The 17939-nt window shown below is 58.3% G+C and carries 17 protein-coding genes; 3 read left to right on the forward strand and 14 right to left on the reverse strand.

Going from position 1 to position 17939, the window contains the following annotated elements:
- Window positions 1-25 precede the first annotated feature (25 nt).
- The 12 genes from dprA to rimM all read right to left on the reverse strand — a co-directional run bounded on the left by dprA (window position 26) and on the right by rimM (window position 11514).
- The gene (gene dprA / locus RAE09_RS01725) at window positions 26-1207 is read right to left on the reverse strand and encodes a DNA-processing protein DprA (protein ID WP_316980791.1); all 1182 of its coding nucleotides are present in this window, start codon (window positions 1205-1207) and stop codon (window positions 26-28) included.
- Window positions 1204-2766 carry a YifB family Mg chelatase-like AAA ATPase gene (locus RAE09_RS01730; protein ID WP_316980792.1) on the reverse strand — a complete coding sequence of 521 codons (1563 nt, stop codon included), beginning with the start codon at window positions 2764-2766 and terminating at the stop codon, window positions 1204-1206. The genes dprA and RAE09_RS01730 overlap by 4 nt, the downstream gene beginning before the upstream one ends.
- Entirely contained in the window at window positions 2753-3151 is a 399-nt protein-coding gene (locus RAE09_RS01735; protein ID WP_150850567.1) for a YraN family protein, read from the reverse strand. Before RAE09_RS01735 ends, RAE09_RS01730 begins: the two co-directional genes overlap by 14 nt.
- A 172-nt stretch (window positions 3152-3323) precedes the next feature.
- A complete protein-coding gene (locus RAE09_RS01740; RefSeq protein WP_005325239.1) occupies window positions 3324-3629 on the reverse strand; it encodes a DUF2469 domain-containing protein in 306 nt (101 codons plus the stop codon).
- A gap of 62 nt (window positions 3630-3691) precedes the next feature.
- Window positions 3692-4333, reverse strand: coding sequence for a ribonuclease HII (locus RAE09_RS01745; RefSeq protein ID WP_005325240.1), 642 nt, complete (start codon window positions 4331-4333; stop codon window positions 3692-3694).
- Entirely contained in the window at window positions 4320-5057 is a 738-nt protein-coding gene (gene lepB / locus RAE09_RS01750) for a signal peptidase I (protein ID WP_005325241.1), read from the reverse strand. Before lepB (RAE09_RS01750) ends, RAE09_RS01745 begins: the two co-directional genes overlap by 14 nt.
- On the reverse strand, window positions 5035-5838 hold the full coding sequence (lepB, locus tag RAE09_RS01755) for a signal peptidase I (RefSeq protein WP_316980793.1): 804 nt from the start codon (window positions 5836-5838) through the stop codon (window positions 5035-5037). The genes lepB (RAE09_RS01750) and lepB (RAE09_RS01755) overlap by 23 nt, the downstream gene beginning before the upstream one ends.
- Before the next feature lie 183 nt (window positions 5839-6021).
- On the reverse strand, window positions 6022-6366 hold the full coding sequence (gene rplS, locus RAE09_RS01760) for a 50S ribosomal protein L19 (protein WP_005325245.1): 345 nt from the start codon (window positions 6364-6366) through the stop codon (window positions 6022-6024).
- A 173-nt stretch (window positions 6367-6539) separates the two neighbouring features.
- Window positions 6540-8873: a Tex family protein gene (locus RAE09_RS01765; protein ID WP_316980794.1), complete on the reverse strand. Its 2334-nt coding sequence runs from the start codon at window positions 8871-8873 to the stop codon at window positions 6540-6542.
- A gap of 146 nt (window positions 8874-9019) precedes the next feature.
- Window positions 9020-9652 (reverse strand): hypothetical protein, encoded by a 633-nt coding sequence (locus tag RAE09_RS01770; RefSeq protein WP_316980795.1) that lies wholly within the window; start codon window positions 9650-9652, stop codon window positions 9020-9022.
- Between the two features lie 495 nt (window positions 9653-10147).
- Window positions 10148-11020: a tRNA (guanosine(37)-N1)-methyltransferase TrmD gene (gene trmD / locus RAE09_RS01775; RefSeq protein ID WP_302258016.1), complete on the reverse strand. Its 873-nt coding sequence runs from the start codon at window positions 11018-11020 to the stop codon at window positions 10148-10150.
- A complete protein-coding gene (gene rimM / locus RAE09_RS01780; protein ID WP_302258018.1) occupies window positions 11017-11514 on the reverse strand; it encodes a ribosome maturation factor RimM in 498 nt (165 codons plus the stop codon). The genes trmD and rimM overlap by 4 nt, the downstream gene beginning before the upstream one ends.
- Window positions 11515-11620: 106 nt before the next feature.
- Here rimM and RAE09_RS01785 point away from each other — a divergent pair, with 106 nt between their 5' ends.
- Window positions 11621-12025, forward strand: a complete 405-nt coding sequence (locus RAE09_RS01785) for a cupin domain-containing protein (protein WP_150851172.1) — start codon at window positions 11621-11623, stop codon at window positions 12023-12025.
- A 38-nt stretch (window positions 12026-12063) separates the two neighbouring features.
- Complete coding sequence (locus tag RAE09_RS01790; protein WP_294164266.1) at window positions 12064-12750, forward strand: TetR/AcrR family transcriptional regulator; 687 nt, start codon at window positions 12064-12066, stop codon at window positions 12748-12750.
- A 219-nt stretch (window positions 12751-12969) separates the two neighbouring features.
- On the opposite strand, the gene rpsP is transcribed toward RAE09_RS01790, so the two are convergent.
- Window positions 12970-13485: a 30S ribosomal protein S16 gene (gene rpsP / locus RAE09_RS01795; RefSeq protein ID WP_005328760.1), complete on the reverse strand. Its 516-nt coding sequence runs from the start codon at window positions 13483-13485 to the stop codon at window positions 12970-12972.
- A gap of 352 nt (window positions 13486-13837) precedes the next feature.
- Here rpsP and RAE09_RS01800 point away from each other — a divergent pair, with 352 nt between their 5' ends.
- Window positions 13838-16105: an acyltransferase family protein gene (locus RAE09_RS01800; RefSeq protein ID WP_302258023.1), complete on the forward strand. Its 2268-nt coding sequence runs from the start codon at window positions 13838-13840 to the stop codon at window positions 16103-16105.
- A gap of 150 nt (window positions 16106-16255) precedes the next feature.
- On the opposite strand, the gene ffh is transcribed toward RAE09_RS01800, so the two are convergent.
- Window positions 16256-17905 (reverse strand): signal recognition particle protein, encoded by a 1650-nt coding sequence (gene ffh / locus RAE09_RS01805; RefSeq protein WP_005325263.1) that lies wholly within the window; start codon window positions 17903-17905, stop codon window positions 16256-16258.
- Window positions 17906-17939: the final 34 nt, after the last annotated feature.

The raw sequence follows: 17939 nt of genomic DNA on the forward strand, positions 1-17939 counted from the left end.
TGTACTCGCCAAACGCAGGTGCCATTTATTCCGTTTCCCGGCGTGCCCAGGTATTGCCATGCCGGACGACAACGCACATCTTTTCCAGCGCCAGAAGTAAGTGAACTGTCAGCGGTAAACGGAATCCCGCTTCACGGGCAATGTCTTCTGCCGTTGCTTTTTCTTGTCCTAACGGTGGCGTCGCGTCAAAGACGCGCAACTCATTGCGGGAGAGGCGTTGGGTCATGGTTGCCGCAAAATTGATTTCGTACTGTGCGCCTGGGTCTACTTCCCCGGCGCGACTTACTAGAGCGCGAATTTCATCAGCACTGGTAACCAGCTGTGCGCGGCCTTCTTGAATGCGCTGGTGACAGCCCAACGAGCCGCTAGTAGTTATCGGCCCCGGCACCGCCATCGCAACTCGCCCAAGCGCTTCTGCCCAGTTGAGGGTATTCAATGCGCCAGATCGAAATGCCGCCTCCATAACGACGGTGCCGTGGCTCAATGCTGCCACTAAGCGATTGCGCGTTAAGAACCGGTGGCGCTTCGGCGCGGTTTCCGGCGCGAATTCAGAGATGATGCAACCATTGTCCGCAATCTTGGCGAATAAGTTGGCATTGCGGGCTGGGTAATCCCTATCGATGCCACACGCTGCTATGGCTACTGTGCGTCCGTTGTTGTGCAACGCTGTTTCGTGCGCGACGGTATCCACTCCCAGCGCGCCGCCTGATATTGGAGTCCATTCATGCTGAACCAATCCGGACACGACGTTTTGGGTGGCCTGCCAGCCATAGCGGGAGATGGCACGAGTACCGACGATGGCCACAGCTTGAGCAACCTCTGCCTGCAATGGCGCACCGCGCACCCACAGGCTATGCGGTGGCAATGCTTGGTCATCAAAAGTAGCTGGGGCTTCCCCGCTGTGCTGATAAAAGCCGAATGCAGAGTCGAACTCCTCTGTGGGCCACTCTGGGCTTTCTGCCGTAATGAGCCGGGCCCCGACTTTTTCGGCAGCCGCCATGTCTTCGGCTTGCCGCAACCAGTCATAGCGGGAGGCCGTGCGCGCCAAAAGCGGACCTATCCAGTCGGCGCGATTGTAGATTCCGTGGGCGATTTCCTCAGCTGGGTATTGCGTGAGCAGAGCCTGCAGTGCAGCAGAGGGGCCTTCCACCACCCGGTTGAGATATACCCAGGTCGCATACGGAGTAGAGAGGTCAAGTTCGCTCATGCTGCGAGCCTCCCGACGTTAATTGAGCCGCGCAGATCGAGCGCGCGCCCCACTTCGTCCAAGTCCGGCTGCGCCTTTGCTGCTAGATCGGCCAGAGTCCAGGAGAGTTTCAATACGCGGTCCACTCCGCGCTGGGATATTTCGCCTTCAGCCAAGTAGGCAGACAACATGACCATTGCAGCCTCCGCAGCGGGCCTCTTTCGGCGCAAATAGGACGAAGGAACTTCCCCATTGGTGCGCGCGGTGATACCATCCGCCCACCAGCGCGCGGCAGCGCGTTCACGGGCAGCGGCGACGCGCTCGGCGATGACTGCGGATTCCTCTTCACCGTCCGCGTTAATTGTTGCCGCCTGCCCGCTTAAGGTGACCACCATATCCAAACGGTCTCGCAACGGTCCGGAGAGGTTGGAGAGGTAGTTCATTCGTTCATGGGGGTTGCACCTGCACTTAGACGGGTCTTCGGCCGCACACCTGCACGGATTTGCCGCCATGACCAATTGGAAGCAAGCAGGATAGGTGACCTCGCGGCGCGAGCGCGCCAACCGCACGTGTCCTTCCTCCAGCGGTGCACGCAGACCATCGAGTACTGGCGCGGCTACCTCACTGGCCTCGTCGAGAAAGAGCACACCATTGTGAGCCAAACTCACCGCACCAGGGCGCGGATGTCCGGAACCGCCGCCAAGTAAAGCCGCCCGAGTAACCGAGGCATGCGGGGCGATGAACGGGGCGCGCTCGACGACCTCACCTGGAGTTCCGGTAAGCGAATGAATTGCGGTGGTTTCAACCTGCTGGTCTGGGGTAAGGGTAGGCAGGATGGTGGGCAGGCGCGAGGCGATCATGGACTTTCCAGACCCAGGCGGCCCGATCATCATCAAGTGGTGGCCGCCGGCAGCAGCAACCTCGGCAGCCCATTTGGCATTGGATTGACCAGCGATATCGCTAAAGTCGAGTCGCGACGCCGCCGCAGGCGCGGGGCTGAGCGACCCCGAAAAGCTTCCAGCCTGCGGCAGCCCACGGTTACTGCAAGCCCAGCTGAAGGCTTCCTTCAACGACGACGCAACGAGTACGTCCATGTCCGGCACCAATGTGGCCTCTGCGGCATTGCCAGGCGGAACGATAAGAGTTGTTATTCCCTGTTCCCGTGCGGCGAGAAGAGCGGGGATAATGCCTGCTACAGACCGAACGGAGCCGTCGAGACCGAGCTCGCCCAGGACCAAGGTGCGCTGGAGACGTTGGGCGGGCGAGGGAGTACTGCCATAAGACGGGAAGTCGGCCTCCGCCTGTGCCGCGAGGATCGCAAGCGCTATGGGTAGGTCAAAGTGGGACCCGGATTTGGGAAGCGAAGCCGGGGACATGGAGACCACCACTTTGGTCTTGGGCCAGGGAAGATGGGAATTAAAGGCTGCGGTCCTGATCCGGTCCCGGGATTCGGAGATTGCGGTATCCGTCTGGCCTACAACGTGTATCCCTGGCAGCCCATGGCCAACGTTTGCTTCTACCTCAACCAACTGAGCTAGGACTCCATTGAGGGACATGGTCAAACAATTACCTAGAGCCATCTTCGACCGCCTTGAAGTGTTCCAGCATGAATCCTTGCCCCTGCGCGACCAAGGCAATGACGTCGAATCGCACCTCAGACAGAGGCCTTCCGTCGAGCCACTGCGCCGCGGCTTTGCGCAGGCGCGCGAGCTTCTGCGGGGTTACGGCCTCAGCTACCCCGTAGTTGGAATTGGCGCGGGTCTTAACCTCGACAAAGACGATGGTTCCGTTAGGTTCTCGGGCGATGAGATCGATTTCTCCCACCCGATAAGAGACGTTGGCAGCGATGATTTCTGCCCCGCGCTCGCGCAGATAGCGCGCTGCGAAGGCCTCTCCCCTTTTGCCTAAGACTTGTTTATGGCGAGGCTTCTTCGTGGCCAAGCGGTGTTCTGAATTAAAGTGCATTGCGGTTTATCCTTGTGCGTTGGGAAATTCATTGGCCAGCACAGAACACCGCAGCTGGTAAGGCTTACACAAGGGACGCAAAAGCAAAAAGACCCTAGCTGTGGATAACTAGGCTCTGCAACTCTGTTATCCACAGCTAGGGCGCGGCGCCGCGTGCGCCGGCTTGACAAAACTATTCCGGCATCATGAATTCCGGCTTATCCAGCTCCTCGATGTTGACGTCCTTGTAGGTGATAACGCGGACGTAGCGCACAAAGCGCGCGGAGCGGTACATATCCCATACCCAAGCATCGGACATGCGCACCTCGTAGTAGACATCAGGCCCAGAGGTATGCGGAATGAGCTCTACCGCATTAGCCAGATAAAAGCGCCGCTCAGTTTCAACGACATAGGAAAACTGGCTGACAACGTCTCGGTACTCGCGGTAGAGGGACAGCTCTACCTCAGCCTCGTAGTTATCGAGTTCCTCTGCACTCACGGTGGACCTCCAGGTTGTGGGTTAGCTCGCTATAGCTTAGCGCGAGAAAGGCTAGATTTTAGCTAGGCACGCGCGGCAAACTCCGCATGAGCGCGACGGACATTCTCGTAGCTCATCCGGTGCTCCGGACACGCTCCTAGCGCCGCAATTGCGGCCTCATGCGCCTTGGTCCCATACCCCTTATGGCTGGCCAACCCGTATCCGGGGTACCGCACATCCAGTTCGTGCATCAGGTGATCGCGGCTGACTTTGGCCAATACACTCGCCGCGGCGATACACCGTGCGGCCGCATCGCCGCCAATAATGGGCAGGTGGGGTTGGGTGAGGCCGGGGATAAAGAGGGCGTCGGTAAGCACATAGCCCGGACGCGCTTCCAGGCGCGCAACCGCCCTGCGCATGCCGGAAATATTGGCGTGTTGGATGCCGCGCTTATCGATGTCCCCCGCACCAATATGCACCACAGACCAGTCCACAGCCTTGTCTTTAATGAGAGGAAAGAGCTTCTCGCGCTGTTTGGGAGTTAGCTTCTTTGAATCTGTAAGCTGTGCCAACTCCTTGATCGGTCGATCGGGCATGACACAGGCTGCGATGGTAATCGGTCCGCAGCAGGCACCGCGCCCAGCCTCATCCACGCCGGCTACCGGACCTAAACCGGCCTTGCTCAATGCGACCTCGTAGGTGCGTCGCTGTTTAAGCCGCCGCATGCGAAATTTCCGGATGCTCCACCCCGCCCCAACGCGAAAGCGGCAAAATGACGGCCTCGACGCGCCCGCGGACATTGTCTACGGGCACGGTGCCCTGCAGGTGGTCGCCCAAGTGCGCACGGGAATCGAGGGAGTTGGTGCGATTATCACCCATCACCCAAAGGTTTCCTTCGGGGACGGTGACCGGGCCAAAATACTCGCCGCCGCACTCCTGCGAGCCCACGCTGGGGTCTACGGGAATCTCCGGTGGATCGAGAACGAAGGATTGGTCAATAGGCTTTCCGTCCACCATGACCGCAGGGTCGCCAGCCTGACAGCTCACCGTCTGCCCGCCGGTAGCAATAACGCGCTTTACCAGGATATTTTCCCCATTAGGAAGCAGCCCTACGGCCGCCAAGGCATTTTGTGCGCCGCGCACAAAAATATTGGACGAGCGATTGACCTCAAACTCGTTATTCCACGACTCGGGCCCTTCAAAAACCACAACCTCCCCAGGCTTGGGGTCCGTGAAGTAGTAGCTGACCTTTTGCACGGCAATGCGATCATTTTTGCAGCCGGCACACCCGTGCAGGGTGGGTTCCATCGAAGCAGAAGGAATGACATACATCCGCCCCACTAGCGCCTGCAGGAGCACTAGCAGGACAAAGCCTGCCACCACGGGGATGAGAAAATCCCGGGTGCGCAGGCGTTGGGAGGAAGGCTTATTCCTGAATGTCCGGGTCATCGACCCCACCAATGCGGGTAAACGGCCAGAATACGAATTTCACCTTGCCGCGGACGTTTTCTACTGGAACCGTGCCATGGAACTTATCGGTCATGTGGTAACGAGAATCGGCCGAAGCAGTTCGGTTATCGCCCATCACCCAGATATTGCCCTCCGGTACCTCGACGGGACCAAAGTACGGACCACCGCAGGCCTCCGAGCCGGTCGACTCATCTACCGGGTACGTTGGCGGGTCTTGCACATAGTCTTGTTCGATGGGCTTGCCATCTACCATGACGGCAGGATCGCCCTCCTGGCAGGACACCGTCTGTCCGCCGGTAGCAACCACGCGCTTGACCAGAGTATTTTCGTCTGGCGGTGCCAAAGATACGAAGCTCAACGCATCCTGCACGCCATGAATGATCGGATTGGACGAGCGCGGTGAGACGTAGCTGGAATTCCAGTCCTCAGTGCCTTTAAATACAACGACATCGCCTGGTTCTGGCTCGCCGTCACCGTAGTAAGAGATCTTTTCTGTAAAGATACGGTCATTCGTGCAGCCCTCGCAGCCGTGGAGAGTCGGCTCCATCGAACCCGATGGGATCACATACTGCCGGCCGATAAAGTTCTGGAATAGTCCGACGATCACGAGAACCGTCGCCACTACCAGAAGGGTTTCCAGCAGCCACGGCATTTCTTTCTTCTTAGTCGCCTCTTTGCTTTGCTGAGTGGCGTCGCCCTGTACTGGGTGGGCCCCCTCGCCTTCTGGCGGCTGTTCCTGCGAGATGCTGTCTTTATTCACGCGCTAGATCCTAGCAACCCCACGCCCCGTTTCCGGTCTTATCCCCCTCGCTGCAGGAGGATTCACAGTGAACTTTCCGTTTAGATCATGCTTCTAACTTTGAAATAAGCGCAGTTGGGCATTAAAAATCCCCTTGCACCCACAGTTGGGTGCAAGGGGAAGCTGGCGCGCAGCGCGCTAGTACTAGCGACGCTCCTTGATGCGAGCCTTCTTGCCGCGCAGATCGCGCAGGTAGTAGAGCTTTGCACGGCGGACGCGGCCACGGCGGGAGACCTTGATGGACTCCAGGTTCGGGGAGTGAACCGGGAAGGTACGCTCAACGCCGATACCGAAGGAAACCTTACGGACAGTGAAGGTCTCACGGATGCCGGAGCCCTGACGGCGGATGCAGATGCCCTTGAAGAGCTGTGCACGCTCGTTGTTGCCCTCGATAACCTTTACGTTAACGTCGAGGGTATCGCCTGGGCGGAAGGACGGGATATCGTCGCGCAGCTGTGCTGCATCGACCTTGTCAATAATGTTGGACATGCCAATATTCCTTTTCAGTTTGGGACAGAGGACCCTAGCGGCGTACTGCCTAACCGGTTCGTGCCCGTTACATAGAACGGTGCACTATTTTTCCACATACGCCAGCCGGAACCAAATTCCCATATCGCATCCTGCCTTGCCCGACCACGATGTTTCACCGCAGTGGGAGGCACCTAGAAGCCTGCCTTCTTCAGGGCATCGGCCATAGCTCCGCCGCCAGCGCTGCCTGCACCACCCGTGCGGCCGCGCGAGCCGCCCCGGGATCCGCGGCCGGACTTGTGGCCGGAGCGCTTTCCTTCTCCCCTGCCGCCGGACTTGGAGGAGCCACGTGGGGAATCACCGCGGCGTTTGGGAGCCGGCTGCCCCGGTTCATCATCCAAACGGAGGGAGAGACCAATGCGCTGGCGCTCCACATCAACCTCCATGACCTTCACCTTGACCACCTGGCCAGAGCGTACGACCTCGTGTGGATCGGAGACAAACTTGTGGCTCATGGCAGAAACGTGGACGAGGCCATCCTGATGGACTCCAACATCTACGAAGGCGCCAAATGCCGCCACGTTGGTCACCGTGCCCTCAAGAATCATGCCCGGGGTGAGATCGGAGACCTTATGTACGCCTTCTTTAAAGGTGGCAGTCTTGAACTCAGGGCGCGGGTCGCGTCCGGGTTTATCCAGCTCGGCGATGATATCGGTCACCGTAGGAATGCCGAAAGTCTCATCCGCAAAGTCTGCTGGCGCCAGCGTGCTGAGTACGCGGGTATTGCCAATAAGTTCAGAAATACCCAGGCCCGTCTTCTCCGCGATGCGGGAGACGACAGGATAGGCCTCTGGGTGTACGGCAGAGGAATCCAGTGGATCGGTACCGCCGTTGATACGGAGGAAGCCTGCAGACTGCTCAAAGGCCTTAGGTCCAAGACGCGGTACCTTCTTCAGTTCCTTGCGGGAAGCGAAAGAACCGTGTTCATTGCGGTAGGAAACGATATTGGCGGCGATGGTGGAATTGACACCCGCTACGCGTTCAAGCAGCGGGACGGAAGCGGTATTGAGATCAACACCCACGCCGTTTACCGCACTTTCCACCACGCCATCAAGAGTGCGGGCGAGCGCCGTCTGGTTAACGTCGTGCTGGTACTGCCCCACACCAATGGCCTTCGGATCGATCTTGACCAACTCAGCCAAAGGATCCTGCAAGCGGCGAGCGATGGAAACCGCACCGCGCAGCGAGACATCCATGTCAGGGAATTCTTCTGCCGCAAGCGGCGAGGCGGAGTAGACCGAGGCGCCGGACTCGGAAACCACGACGGGCGTGGGTCGCTGGCCGCCGGCCTGTTTAATTAGGTCCGCAATTTCCTGAGCAAGCTTCTCGGTCTCGCGGGAGGCGGTGCCGTTGCCGATGGCCATAAGGTCTACAGAATGCTTGGCGCACAGGGTCGACAGCGTTTGAACTGCTTGGCTCCACTGGTTCTGCGGCTGATGCGGGTAGACAATGGCGGTATCGAGCACCTTGCCGGTTTTGTCCACTACCGCGCACTTCACACCATTGCGGTAACCCGGATCCAAGCCGATGGTGGCACGCTGGCCAGCAGGTGCCGCGAGCAGCACGTCGCGCAAATTGGTGGCAAAGATCTTCAGCGCGCCTTCCTCCGCGATCTCTTTTAGCCGCATGCGAACGTCCAGGCTGGAGGAAATATAGAGCTTGGTGCGCCAGCCCCAATGGACGGCGTCGGCAAGCCACTTGGAGGAGCGATCCAACTCGAAGCGGGAGGCGATTGCGTCCTCGTAATCGGCGTCATCGCCGGCATCTAGCTGCAACTGCAGCACGCCCTCATTCTCGCCACGCAGCAGCGCCAAAATGCGGTGCGAAGGCAGCTTGTGGAAAGGCTCGTTGAAATCGAAGTAATCCTTAAACTTCGCGCCCTCAGCTTCCTTGCCCTCAACAACGTGCGCGCCCATGGAGCCCTCAGTGAACATACGCTCGCGTACTTCACCCACCAGATCCGCGTCGAGCGCGAAGCGATCCACCAAGATGGCGCGGGCACCGTCGAGGGCCTTCTTGGTGTCCTCAAAGCCCTCGGTGATAAAGGCCTGTGCCAACTCTTCCGGAGCGGCGTTGGGATCCGCAATGAGCTTATCGGTCAGCTCCTCCAGGCCAGCTTCGCGCGCAATATCGGCCTTGGTTTTGCGGCGCTTCTTATACGGCAGATACAAATCTTCTAGGCGCGCTTTGGTGTCGCAGGCAAGGATTTGCTCCTTGAGGGCGTCGCTAAGCTTGCCCTGCTCTTCAATCGCCGCAAGGATGGTCTCCTTGCGCTCCTGTAGTTCCTTTAAATAATTCGCACGCTCTTCAATGGTGCGTAGCTGGGAATCATCCAGCCCGCCGGTGGCCTCCTTGCGGTAGCGGGCAATAAACGGGACGGTATTGCCCTCCGCAATCAGCTGCAACGCGGTAGAAACCTGCGATTCCTTGACGTTGAGCTCGGCGGCGATAGTGGCCGCAATATTCACGTGGTCTCCTCACTCTTTCTCGAGGTTTGGGATTAGACCCACCCAATTTACCGCACGGCTCCTCTGCTACCTTCGCTTGCCGACGCCCCCTAGACGCACAAAACCTCCTTTCCCAGTAAGGGAAAGGAGGTTGCTGCGGCGCGCTCTTAGTAGATAACCACGCGGGCGTTATCGCCGCCGGAGCAGGAAACGCGCGAAGAGCTACCGGAGCAGTACATGGTGTAGGTACCACCGGTGGCCGGCGAGTAGACGCTCAAGGTAGCGCCGGTGCCGCCGCCGGCGACCCAGTTATTCATAAACGCGGTATAGACGTTGCTGGCAAAACCGCTGGAGGTTTTGCTGGTAGCTGGATAGTAGCTAGTGAAGTCACTCCAAGAGTGCCCATTGCTGCTGCCAGAAGACGCTGCCTGTGCCGGCGCTGGCGCTGGGGCATCCTTGGTCTTAGTCACCGTGACCGGGCTGGAGTCTTCATCCTTATCGTCCGCATCGTCCTTGGACGAGGAACCGGATTGCTTGTTAGAGCCGGAGCCGCTATTCGCATCCGCCTGCTGGAATTGACTATCGGCAGCAGCGCTGGTCGATGCATCATCCTTGTTATTGGTCACGAACATGATAACCATGGCGGCCACCGCGATGATCGCCACAATTGCTGCGATAATTGCGGCGATGGTGGCGCCGCCTACGCCACCGCTTTGCTGCGGCTGGGAATAATACTGCTGATTGTACTGAGGCGGCTGCTGGTTATATCCACCGTAGTTATTGCCATTGGGAGTCGTCATAATTCAGGGACCACCTTGGGAATAGGAATCTAGAGGGAATGTCCCCTTCACTATAACCTTAGAAGGCATATGCGCTGCAGTTTAGGCATGAAAAAGCGCTAAATAATTGTCCAGATTCCGCTTATAACCCAGAATCCGCCCGCCACACCGCCGGGGCACCAAGCCCCATCTCCGTAAAACCGATTTCCACACTGCCTACCCACGAGACTGCCGGCGGCAAGCAGTCTGCTACTAAGGAAGCTACTGCAGCCAGGGGCTGTGTGGTCTCTCCGTTAACGATGAGCCGCCACACCGGAATTCCTTGTGGCCACTGGCCGAATCTGAAGCGATATTCCTGCGCTAGCGGGCTGCTTTCCGAGCTTTCCTCCGCTACCTGAAGAGTGAAAATACTAAGCGGCTCAAAGCCCCGTGCACGCAGCGCCTCTGGCAATGCTTCGAGGCTTTTCGCCCACTCCTGGGTTACTAAGAGTACCGAGAGGTCAGCGCTTACCTCCATTAGCCTTCACCCTGTGCGTAAGCTTCTTGTTCCAACTGCGCGATGAAAGCCCTGTCTTGTTTATCGAGCTCAGCCGCCTCCAAAAGTTCGGGACGGCGTTGCCACGTGCGCAGCAATGCCTGTTCCCTCCGCCATTTGTCAACCAAACCGTGGTTTCCCGAGGTGAGCACGTCCGGCACGGCTAGACCACGCCACTCTCGCGGCCTGGTATAGCTCGGGCCTTCCAATAGACCATCAGAAAAAGAATCTTCCTCATGAGAGCGCTTATTTCCCAACACCCCGGGGATGAGTCGCACTACGGCCTCTGCAATCACCGACGTTGCCACTTCCCCACCGATCAACACATAATCGCCGATGGAAACCTCGCGCACACGGTAGCGCCGAGCGGCGTCATCCACCACGCGCTGATCGATGCCCTCATAACGCCCGCAGGCAAAAACAATGTGCTCCTCATTGGACCACGCCCGCGCATCTGCTTGGCTAAACGGTTTTCCCGTCGGCGTCGGCACGATAAGCAGTGGAAGGTCGCTATCCTCATCGGCCGTGGCATCAACCGCATAGGCTTGTGCCTCTACCCCTTCTAATTCGTCATGGCGCGGACGGTTCAGGTGTGGCAGCGCAGACTCTAGATTGGGCGCACTTTCCCGCGTGGCGACGCTATCGAGCGCCGGCCCCCAAACTTCTGGCTTCATAACCATGCCGGGGCCACCACCGAACGGCGAGTCATCGACAGACTTATGCGCATCCGTAGCCCACTGCCGCAGATCGTGCACACCTACTTCAAGGCGACCTTGTTCAATGGCCTTCCCCAAAAGCGCATGCCGCAACGGGTCCAGGTACTCCGGAAAAATGGTGATGACGTCAAGCCTCATAGGTCAAGCAGTCCTTCCGGCGGATCGATGGTGCACGTTCCAGCCTCTAGGTTCACCTCAGGAACAATGGCATGCACGAAGGGAATGAGCGCCTCCTTGCTGTTGTCGAGTTTTACCTCCAACAAATCTTGACTTCCGCCGTGGATGACCGATGTGACCTCACCGATCTCCTCGCCTTCCAGAAGTACGCGGAGCCCTTCCAGCTCATGGTCGTAAAAGCCATCATCATCACTGTCAAGCGGCGCGGCAAAGAACTTGGTACCGCGGAGGCTATCCGCCACGGTACGGTCTTTGATCTCTTCGAAGGTAACGAGCAACCTTCCCTTATGGCTGCGGACCGCCTTGATAGTTAGAGTGTGCTCCTTCTTGCCCTGCGTGCCATGAAGCACTTCCCCCACAGCAAAGCGCACCTCCGGTTCATCAGTAGTGGCCTCGACTACGACTTCACCTTTCACGCCGTGCGATTTAATCACGCGACCAATCATCAATTCCATAGCGGAAAGTCTACAACACAGACCTCTTTGCCCTTGTCAGTCATGAATTTTGGCGCTGTGGAAAGCAAACCCAGATTTTGAGTATTGTTGCCGTTAAAGTGGGCTTATGAGCGATCTACCGACCAACTCCCCGGACACGTTTGGCGCGGCTTCTCATTCAGGTGAGGATTCCGTCATGTCCGCACTAAACCTTCTGGACATCGCGCCTGATACCGATCCGCACCGCCCGCGCCCGGGCGTACAGCGCGTCCTGAGCGCCGATGGTGCCAACCTCATTCTCTTTAGCTTTGCACCAGGACAGTCCCTGCCCGATCACAAGGCCGCACATCCGATCACCGTGCAGGCGCTGCGCGGTGAGCTTGACTTCAGCTACGGCAGTGAAACCATCACGCTCACCCCCGGCTCTATCGTGCACCTTCCTGCATATGAGGTACATAAAGTCGAGGCTACAAGCGAGAGCGGCGACCCTTCTACCCCCGCAATTTTGCTGCTCACCATGCTGACTAAATAATTTATACGTACATAGGTTTTGTTGATAAAATGAGTTTTATGGAAACGCACAATAAGCCCTACCATCATGGAAACCTCCACGATGAGCTGCTCCGTATCGCTGTTCAACTAGGCAAAAGAAGCGGCCCCGACGCAATTACCGTTCGTGCGGTAACCCGCGAAGCGGGAGTGTCCCCTACCTCCGCATACCGCCACTTCAAGGACCAAGAAGAACTGCACGATAAGGTCGCTGAGCTTGCCACCGATGAGTTGGTCCAGCGTTTACACGAGACTACCGAGACTGCAGAGGGCCTAGATTTTCCAGAGCACCTGATGCAGATTGGTTACGCTTACCTCGAGTTTGCCTTGGATGAGACCAATTTCTTCCGCTGCATGCTGGAGTGGAAGGCGCTGCGTTTCATGCTTGGTGTAGATCCCAATACGGAAGATGATCCGAAGATGGATCACCTACAGCAGATTCGCGATTTCTTCGCCCTGTTGTCCCGCCACGCGGAAGCGTTGGACAATACCACTGACGCTACATATTTCATGCAGAATGCTCTGCTGGCCTGGTCGGCCATTCACGGTTTTACCGTACTTGCCATCAACGGCCCTATGTCCCGGCTTCCACGCGAGCAGATCCTCGAGCTTTTCACACCGGTTGTTACAGGCGCTCTGCGCGGCATGGACTTTAAGGATCCCTCTAACGTCTACAGCCGCTACTCCAACTACAAGCCACAGAACTAAGGGCGAACCAGCCATCCCCGAGAGAGATGCCGCACGTTTCCTAGCGCATCACTTTCAATTGCGACCGCGCACGCAGCCCCGCCACGGACTAGCGTGTGCGGTCGTTTTCGTGTGCCGGCATTAGCACCCAAAAACTACAAAGGCCCCGCTACTACGACCAGTGATCGTAGCGGCGGGGCCCGAAGCTAAAAGCGCTATGCGCTTAGCAAGGGAGGCAGATTACTCTGCGGACTCCTCGGAAGCTTCCTCAGCCTTCTCCTCGGCCTCAGCGTCAGCTTCGCCGGCGGCAGCAGCGGCAGCCTCTGCAGCAGCAGCTTCCTCAGCGGCCTTCTTCTCAGCCTCTTCCTTGGCCTTCTTCTTCTTTTCGGTGATGGCCTCGATGGTCGGGCCGTTGTTAGCCTCAGCCAGTGCCTCGTTGAAGATCTCCAGCTTGGACTTCTTCTCCTCAGCAACCTTCAGGGTGCCCTCTGCGCCCGGCAGACCCTTGTGCTTCTGCCAGTCACCGGTGATCTTCAGCAGCGCGAGAACCGGCTCGGTTGGCTGTGCGCCAACGGACAGCCAGTGCTGTGCACGCTCGGAATCGATCTGGATGAGGGAAGGCTCTTCCTTCGGGTGGTAGATACCGATGTTCTCGATGACCTTGCCGTTACGACGGGTGCGGGCATCTGCAATAACAACGCGGTACTCAGCAGCGCGGACCTTGCCCAGGCGCTGCAGCTTGATCTTGACAGCCATGTTGGCTCCTTTACTAGTCACTGGGCAGTACAGACGCGCACGAGATTGTGCGCCGGTTCAACCCTTGGATTTTATCTGCGCGTGACATACCGGCCGACCGTAGACGGAAACGGTGCTACGCAGAATATTACGTTCTTCAGTTTATCTAGCTCAGAAATACGAGCAGACAACCTGGAATATTTTAGCGCGAGCAGCTGCATTTTCAAAAATTACTACGCCACGCACGCAGGTTCGTTATGCCTGCGATACTGAAGCAGAGTACCCTTAAGGGCCGAATATAGACATTTCGTTTCATATGTATGGCGCGCCTTCCGCCCCACCATCCGGGCATAGGCGCACGAAAAGACAGTTTATGACTAAAGAATCACCGCGAAATTTCCGGTACCGCTATGACCTTGATGGTCTGCGCGGTATTGCCATCGGCCTAGTAGTTATCTACCACGTATTCGTCGGACGCGTATCCGGCGGCGTCGACGTATTCCTGCTGCTATCCGGCTACTTCTTCTTGGGCTCCCAGCTGCGCTACGCAAACAAGCCCAACGCCTCCCTGAACCCATGGTGGCCTATCTGGCGAACCTTGCGGCGCCTGGTACCAAGTTTGGTTTTGGTCATCGGCGTGACCTACATTCTGGTGCGCGTTTTCACCCCGCAGCTCATGCGCACCGAGCTCACCCAGCAGATTACAGCCACCATGCTGTACTACCAGAACTGGGAGCTAGCGGAACAAAACGCCGACTACACGGCGGCCGCGGCTGATACCTCACCGCTGCAGCACATGTGGTCCATGGCCGTGCAGGGTCAGTTCTACATCATGGGCATTGCCTTCGCGCTCATCTTGGCTGCCATCATGAAGTTCCGGCCGAAGCAGCAGCCTTTGGGCAAGCGCAGCTTCCCCACGGTCAACCAGATTGCTGGCCCGATCCTCATCGTGGTCACCATCGCCTCCTTCGCCTATGCTTCGCGCCACGGCCTCTACGGAACTCCGGAGAACTACTATTCCACCTGGTCACGCGCTTGGGAGTTGACCTTGGGCGCGGTCTTGGCCATCTACGGTTCCTCCTGGAAGATTCCAGCCCGCCTCTATGACCTCTTTACCGGCCTGGGCCTTCTGATGCTCATCTTTACTGGTGCCATCATCGCGGATACCACTGCGTATCCTGGCCCGCTTTCCCTCTTGCCACTAGGCGGCGCCGTGCTCATTATATTGGGCGGCGGTGGCAAAATTTCCAAGGCCATGGCCTCCAAGCAGGCGCGCTGGCTGGGCGATGTAGCCTACCCGCTCTACCTGTGGCACTGGCCATTGCTCATTTTGTCCACCTCCTACCTGGGTCAAGAAACCCCGTCGTGGTGGTTGGGCGTCATCATTATCGTCATTTCGCTAGTGTTGGCGGACCTCACGCACCGCTTTTTGGAAAAGCCCCTGCGCCAGCATCGCAAGCGCCCCACGGCCGAGGATCTGCCGGTACGTAAGGGCCTTTCGACCTTGCAGAAACCCGCCGGTGCCGCCCGCGGTGTGGGCGGCGTCGTAGTCGCTGCGGCTGTTGTCGGCCTCTTGGCTATCCAGCCACTGTGGATGCGCACCCTTGATGATGCTGATGCGGAGCTTTTGGATCCTGCCCTCTACCCCGGCGCAACGACGTTCATCAACGACATCACCCCGCCGGATAACGTGGAGGTCAAGCCTGATCCGATTCTGGCCGGCGGAATCCAGCCACCAGTAGCGACAAATTGGTGCTTCGTGCCAGATAGCCAGCCTGCTGACTTCTTCTTCGAAACCCGCAAGGATGGAAAGACCCCCTGCATTTTCGGTGACCTCAACGCAGAGAAGGAAGTCTATTTGGTGGGCGGTTCCCACGCGGAGCAGTATTCTGCCCCGCTGGACCGCTTAGGCAAGGAAATGGGCTTTAAGCTGGTACCGCTGCTGCGCCAGGGATGCCCGATTGAATTGGGTGACGATGTCACCGTGACCCCAGAGTGTGCCGAGTGGGGCAAGCTGGTCATGGATCGCATCGAAGAGGCGAACCCGGCCTTGGTCATCTCGAATACCACTCGCCCGCAAAATGAATTTGGCACCGGCCCCGATGCCGTGCCCGCCGGCTACCAGGCATTCTGGGAGGAATTGGCCGAACGCGATATTCCCTTCTTGGGCTTCCGCGATAACCCGTGGGGATTCGATGAAGAAGGCCGCCCTCGCGAGTTTGATGAGTGCTACGTCGCTACTGAAGATGCCTACGGCTGCGGCATGCGCGTTGAGCAGGTCTACCAGCCTTATGATCCCGGTGCAGTCGTGCTGTCGAAGTACCAGAATATGCTCTCGATCGATACCGCTCCGTGGTTCTGCGATGCCAATGGTGACTGCCCCGTCATCATCGGCAATACGATGGTCTACCGCGACATGCACCACATCACCAATGCTTTTGCGGAATCGGCAATGCCAATGATCCGCGAGGCCCTAAAGCCCTTCCTCAACGGGGAAAAAGTCCAGCAGGAAGCCCCTGATATTCCACCGGAGCAGGCTGCAGGAGCCGTGGAGCAAGCGCCCGCAGCACCTACCGACGCCGGAAAGCAACATGCCAACCCAGTCCCTTACCCCAACGCCGCACGAGACGATGCGGTCTAGGCCATAGCTCGGTCGCGCACAAGCTCCGAGAGCGAAGGCGCCTCATGCGAAGGTGCGCTGGGGCTTAGGGCGGCGTCGGCAAGCCGCACAAAAAGGAGGCTCCCGCAGCAACGCGGAAGCCTCCTTCTTTATGCTTTAAGGCTGGGAAAACTACTTTTTACCTTTGCCAAAGTCCAGGTTGTCGAGGTCGATATTTTCCATTCCCTTCGGCATCTTTGGCATGCCGGGCATACCTGGCATGCCACCGCCGCCGCCCATTTGCTGCTGGAGCTTTTGCAGCTCCTCCATGGACGGCATGCCGCCGCCACCGGGCATTCCTGGCATTCCGCCCATGCCCGGCATACCGCCCGGCATCTTCGGGCCGCGGTTGCCGCCGCCTTTGCCCTTCTTTCGCTTGCCATTCTTGCCTTTGCGACCCTTGGGCTTCTTCTTGGTAGCGGAGCGACCACCCATGCCGCCCATGCCGAATTGGCCGGCCATCTTGGACATCATCTTCTTAGCTTGGTTGAAGCGCTCAATGAGCTGGTTGACCTCGGAAACGCTAACACCAGAACCATTAGCAATGCGCTTGCGGCGCGAAGCATTGAGAATCTTCGGATCCTCGCGCTCCTGCGGCGTCATACCGCGAATAATCGCCTGGATGCGGTCCAGCTGCTTTTCATCCACCATGGCGGCCATTTCATTCATCTGCTTGCCGCCGGGCATCATCTTCAGCAGATTGCCGATGGGACCCATCTTGCGGATCATCAGCATCTGCTCAAGGAAGTCATTGAGCGTCAGCTCGCCAGAGCCCAGCTTAGAGGCTGCCTCTTCGGCTTTCTGGTGGTCCAGGGTTGCTTCAGCCTGCTCGATAAGGGAGAGCAAATCACCCATACCCAGAATGCGGCTGGACATGCGCTCCGGGTGGAAGACATCGAAATCATCGAGCTTCTCACCGGTAGAGGCGTACATGATGGGCTTGCCGGTGACCTCACGGATAGACAAGGCCGCACCACCACGGGCGTCACCGTCCAGCTTGGTGAGAACGACGCCGGTAAAGTCCACGCCATCGCGGAAGGCCTCGGCCGTCTGCACGGCGTCCTGGCCGATCATCGAGTCGATGACAAAAAGGACTTCGTCCGGGTTGACGGCATCGCGGATATTGCGAGCCTGCGTCATCAGGGTCTCATCAATGCCCAAGCGGCCAGCGGTATCGATGATGACCACATCGTGCTGCTTCTGCTTAGCCTCAGCAATGCCCTGCTTGGCGACGTCCACCGGGTCCCCGTGCGAGGTACCCATTTCATGCTCGTTGGAGTCTAGGGAGGTTCCCGGATCCGGTGCGAAAGTCGGCACCTCAGCGCGCTCGCCGACAATTTGCAGCTGCTGCACCGCGCCTGGACGCTGCAAGTCACAGGCCACCAGCATCGGGGTATGGCCCTGCTTAGCTAGGTGCTTGGCCAACTTACCGGCCAGGGTGGTTTTACCAGCACCCTGCAGGCCGGCGAGCATGATCACCGTCGGCGGGTTCTTAGCCAAGTTCAGGCGGCGGGTTTCGCCACCAAGGATCTCAATGAGCTCCTCATTGACGATCTTGACTACCTGCTGCGCCGGGTTGAGCGCCTCAGAGACTTCCGCGCCGCGGGCACGTTCCTTGATGCGCTTGATAAAACCACGGACGACGGTCAAAGACACGTCGGCTTCCAGCAGCGCGAGGCGGATCTCGCGAGCGGTGGCATTGATATCAGCCTCGGTCAGTTTGCCCTTACCGCGCAGGCCCGCCAGGGCTGACTGTAGGCGGTCTGATAGTGAGTCAAACACTACGGATGCGCTCCCTTAATTTAGATCGATCTAA

The sequence above is a fragment of the Corynebacterium tuberculostearicum genome, from assembly GCF_032821615.1.
Lineage (GTDB): Bacteria > Actinomycetota > Actinomycetes > Mycobacteriales > Mycobacteriaceae > Corynebacterium > Corynebacterium tuberculostearicum_H.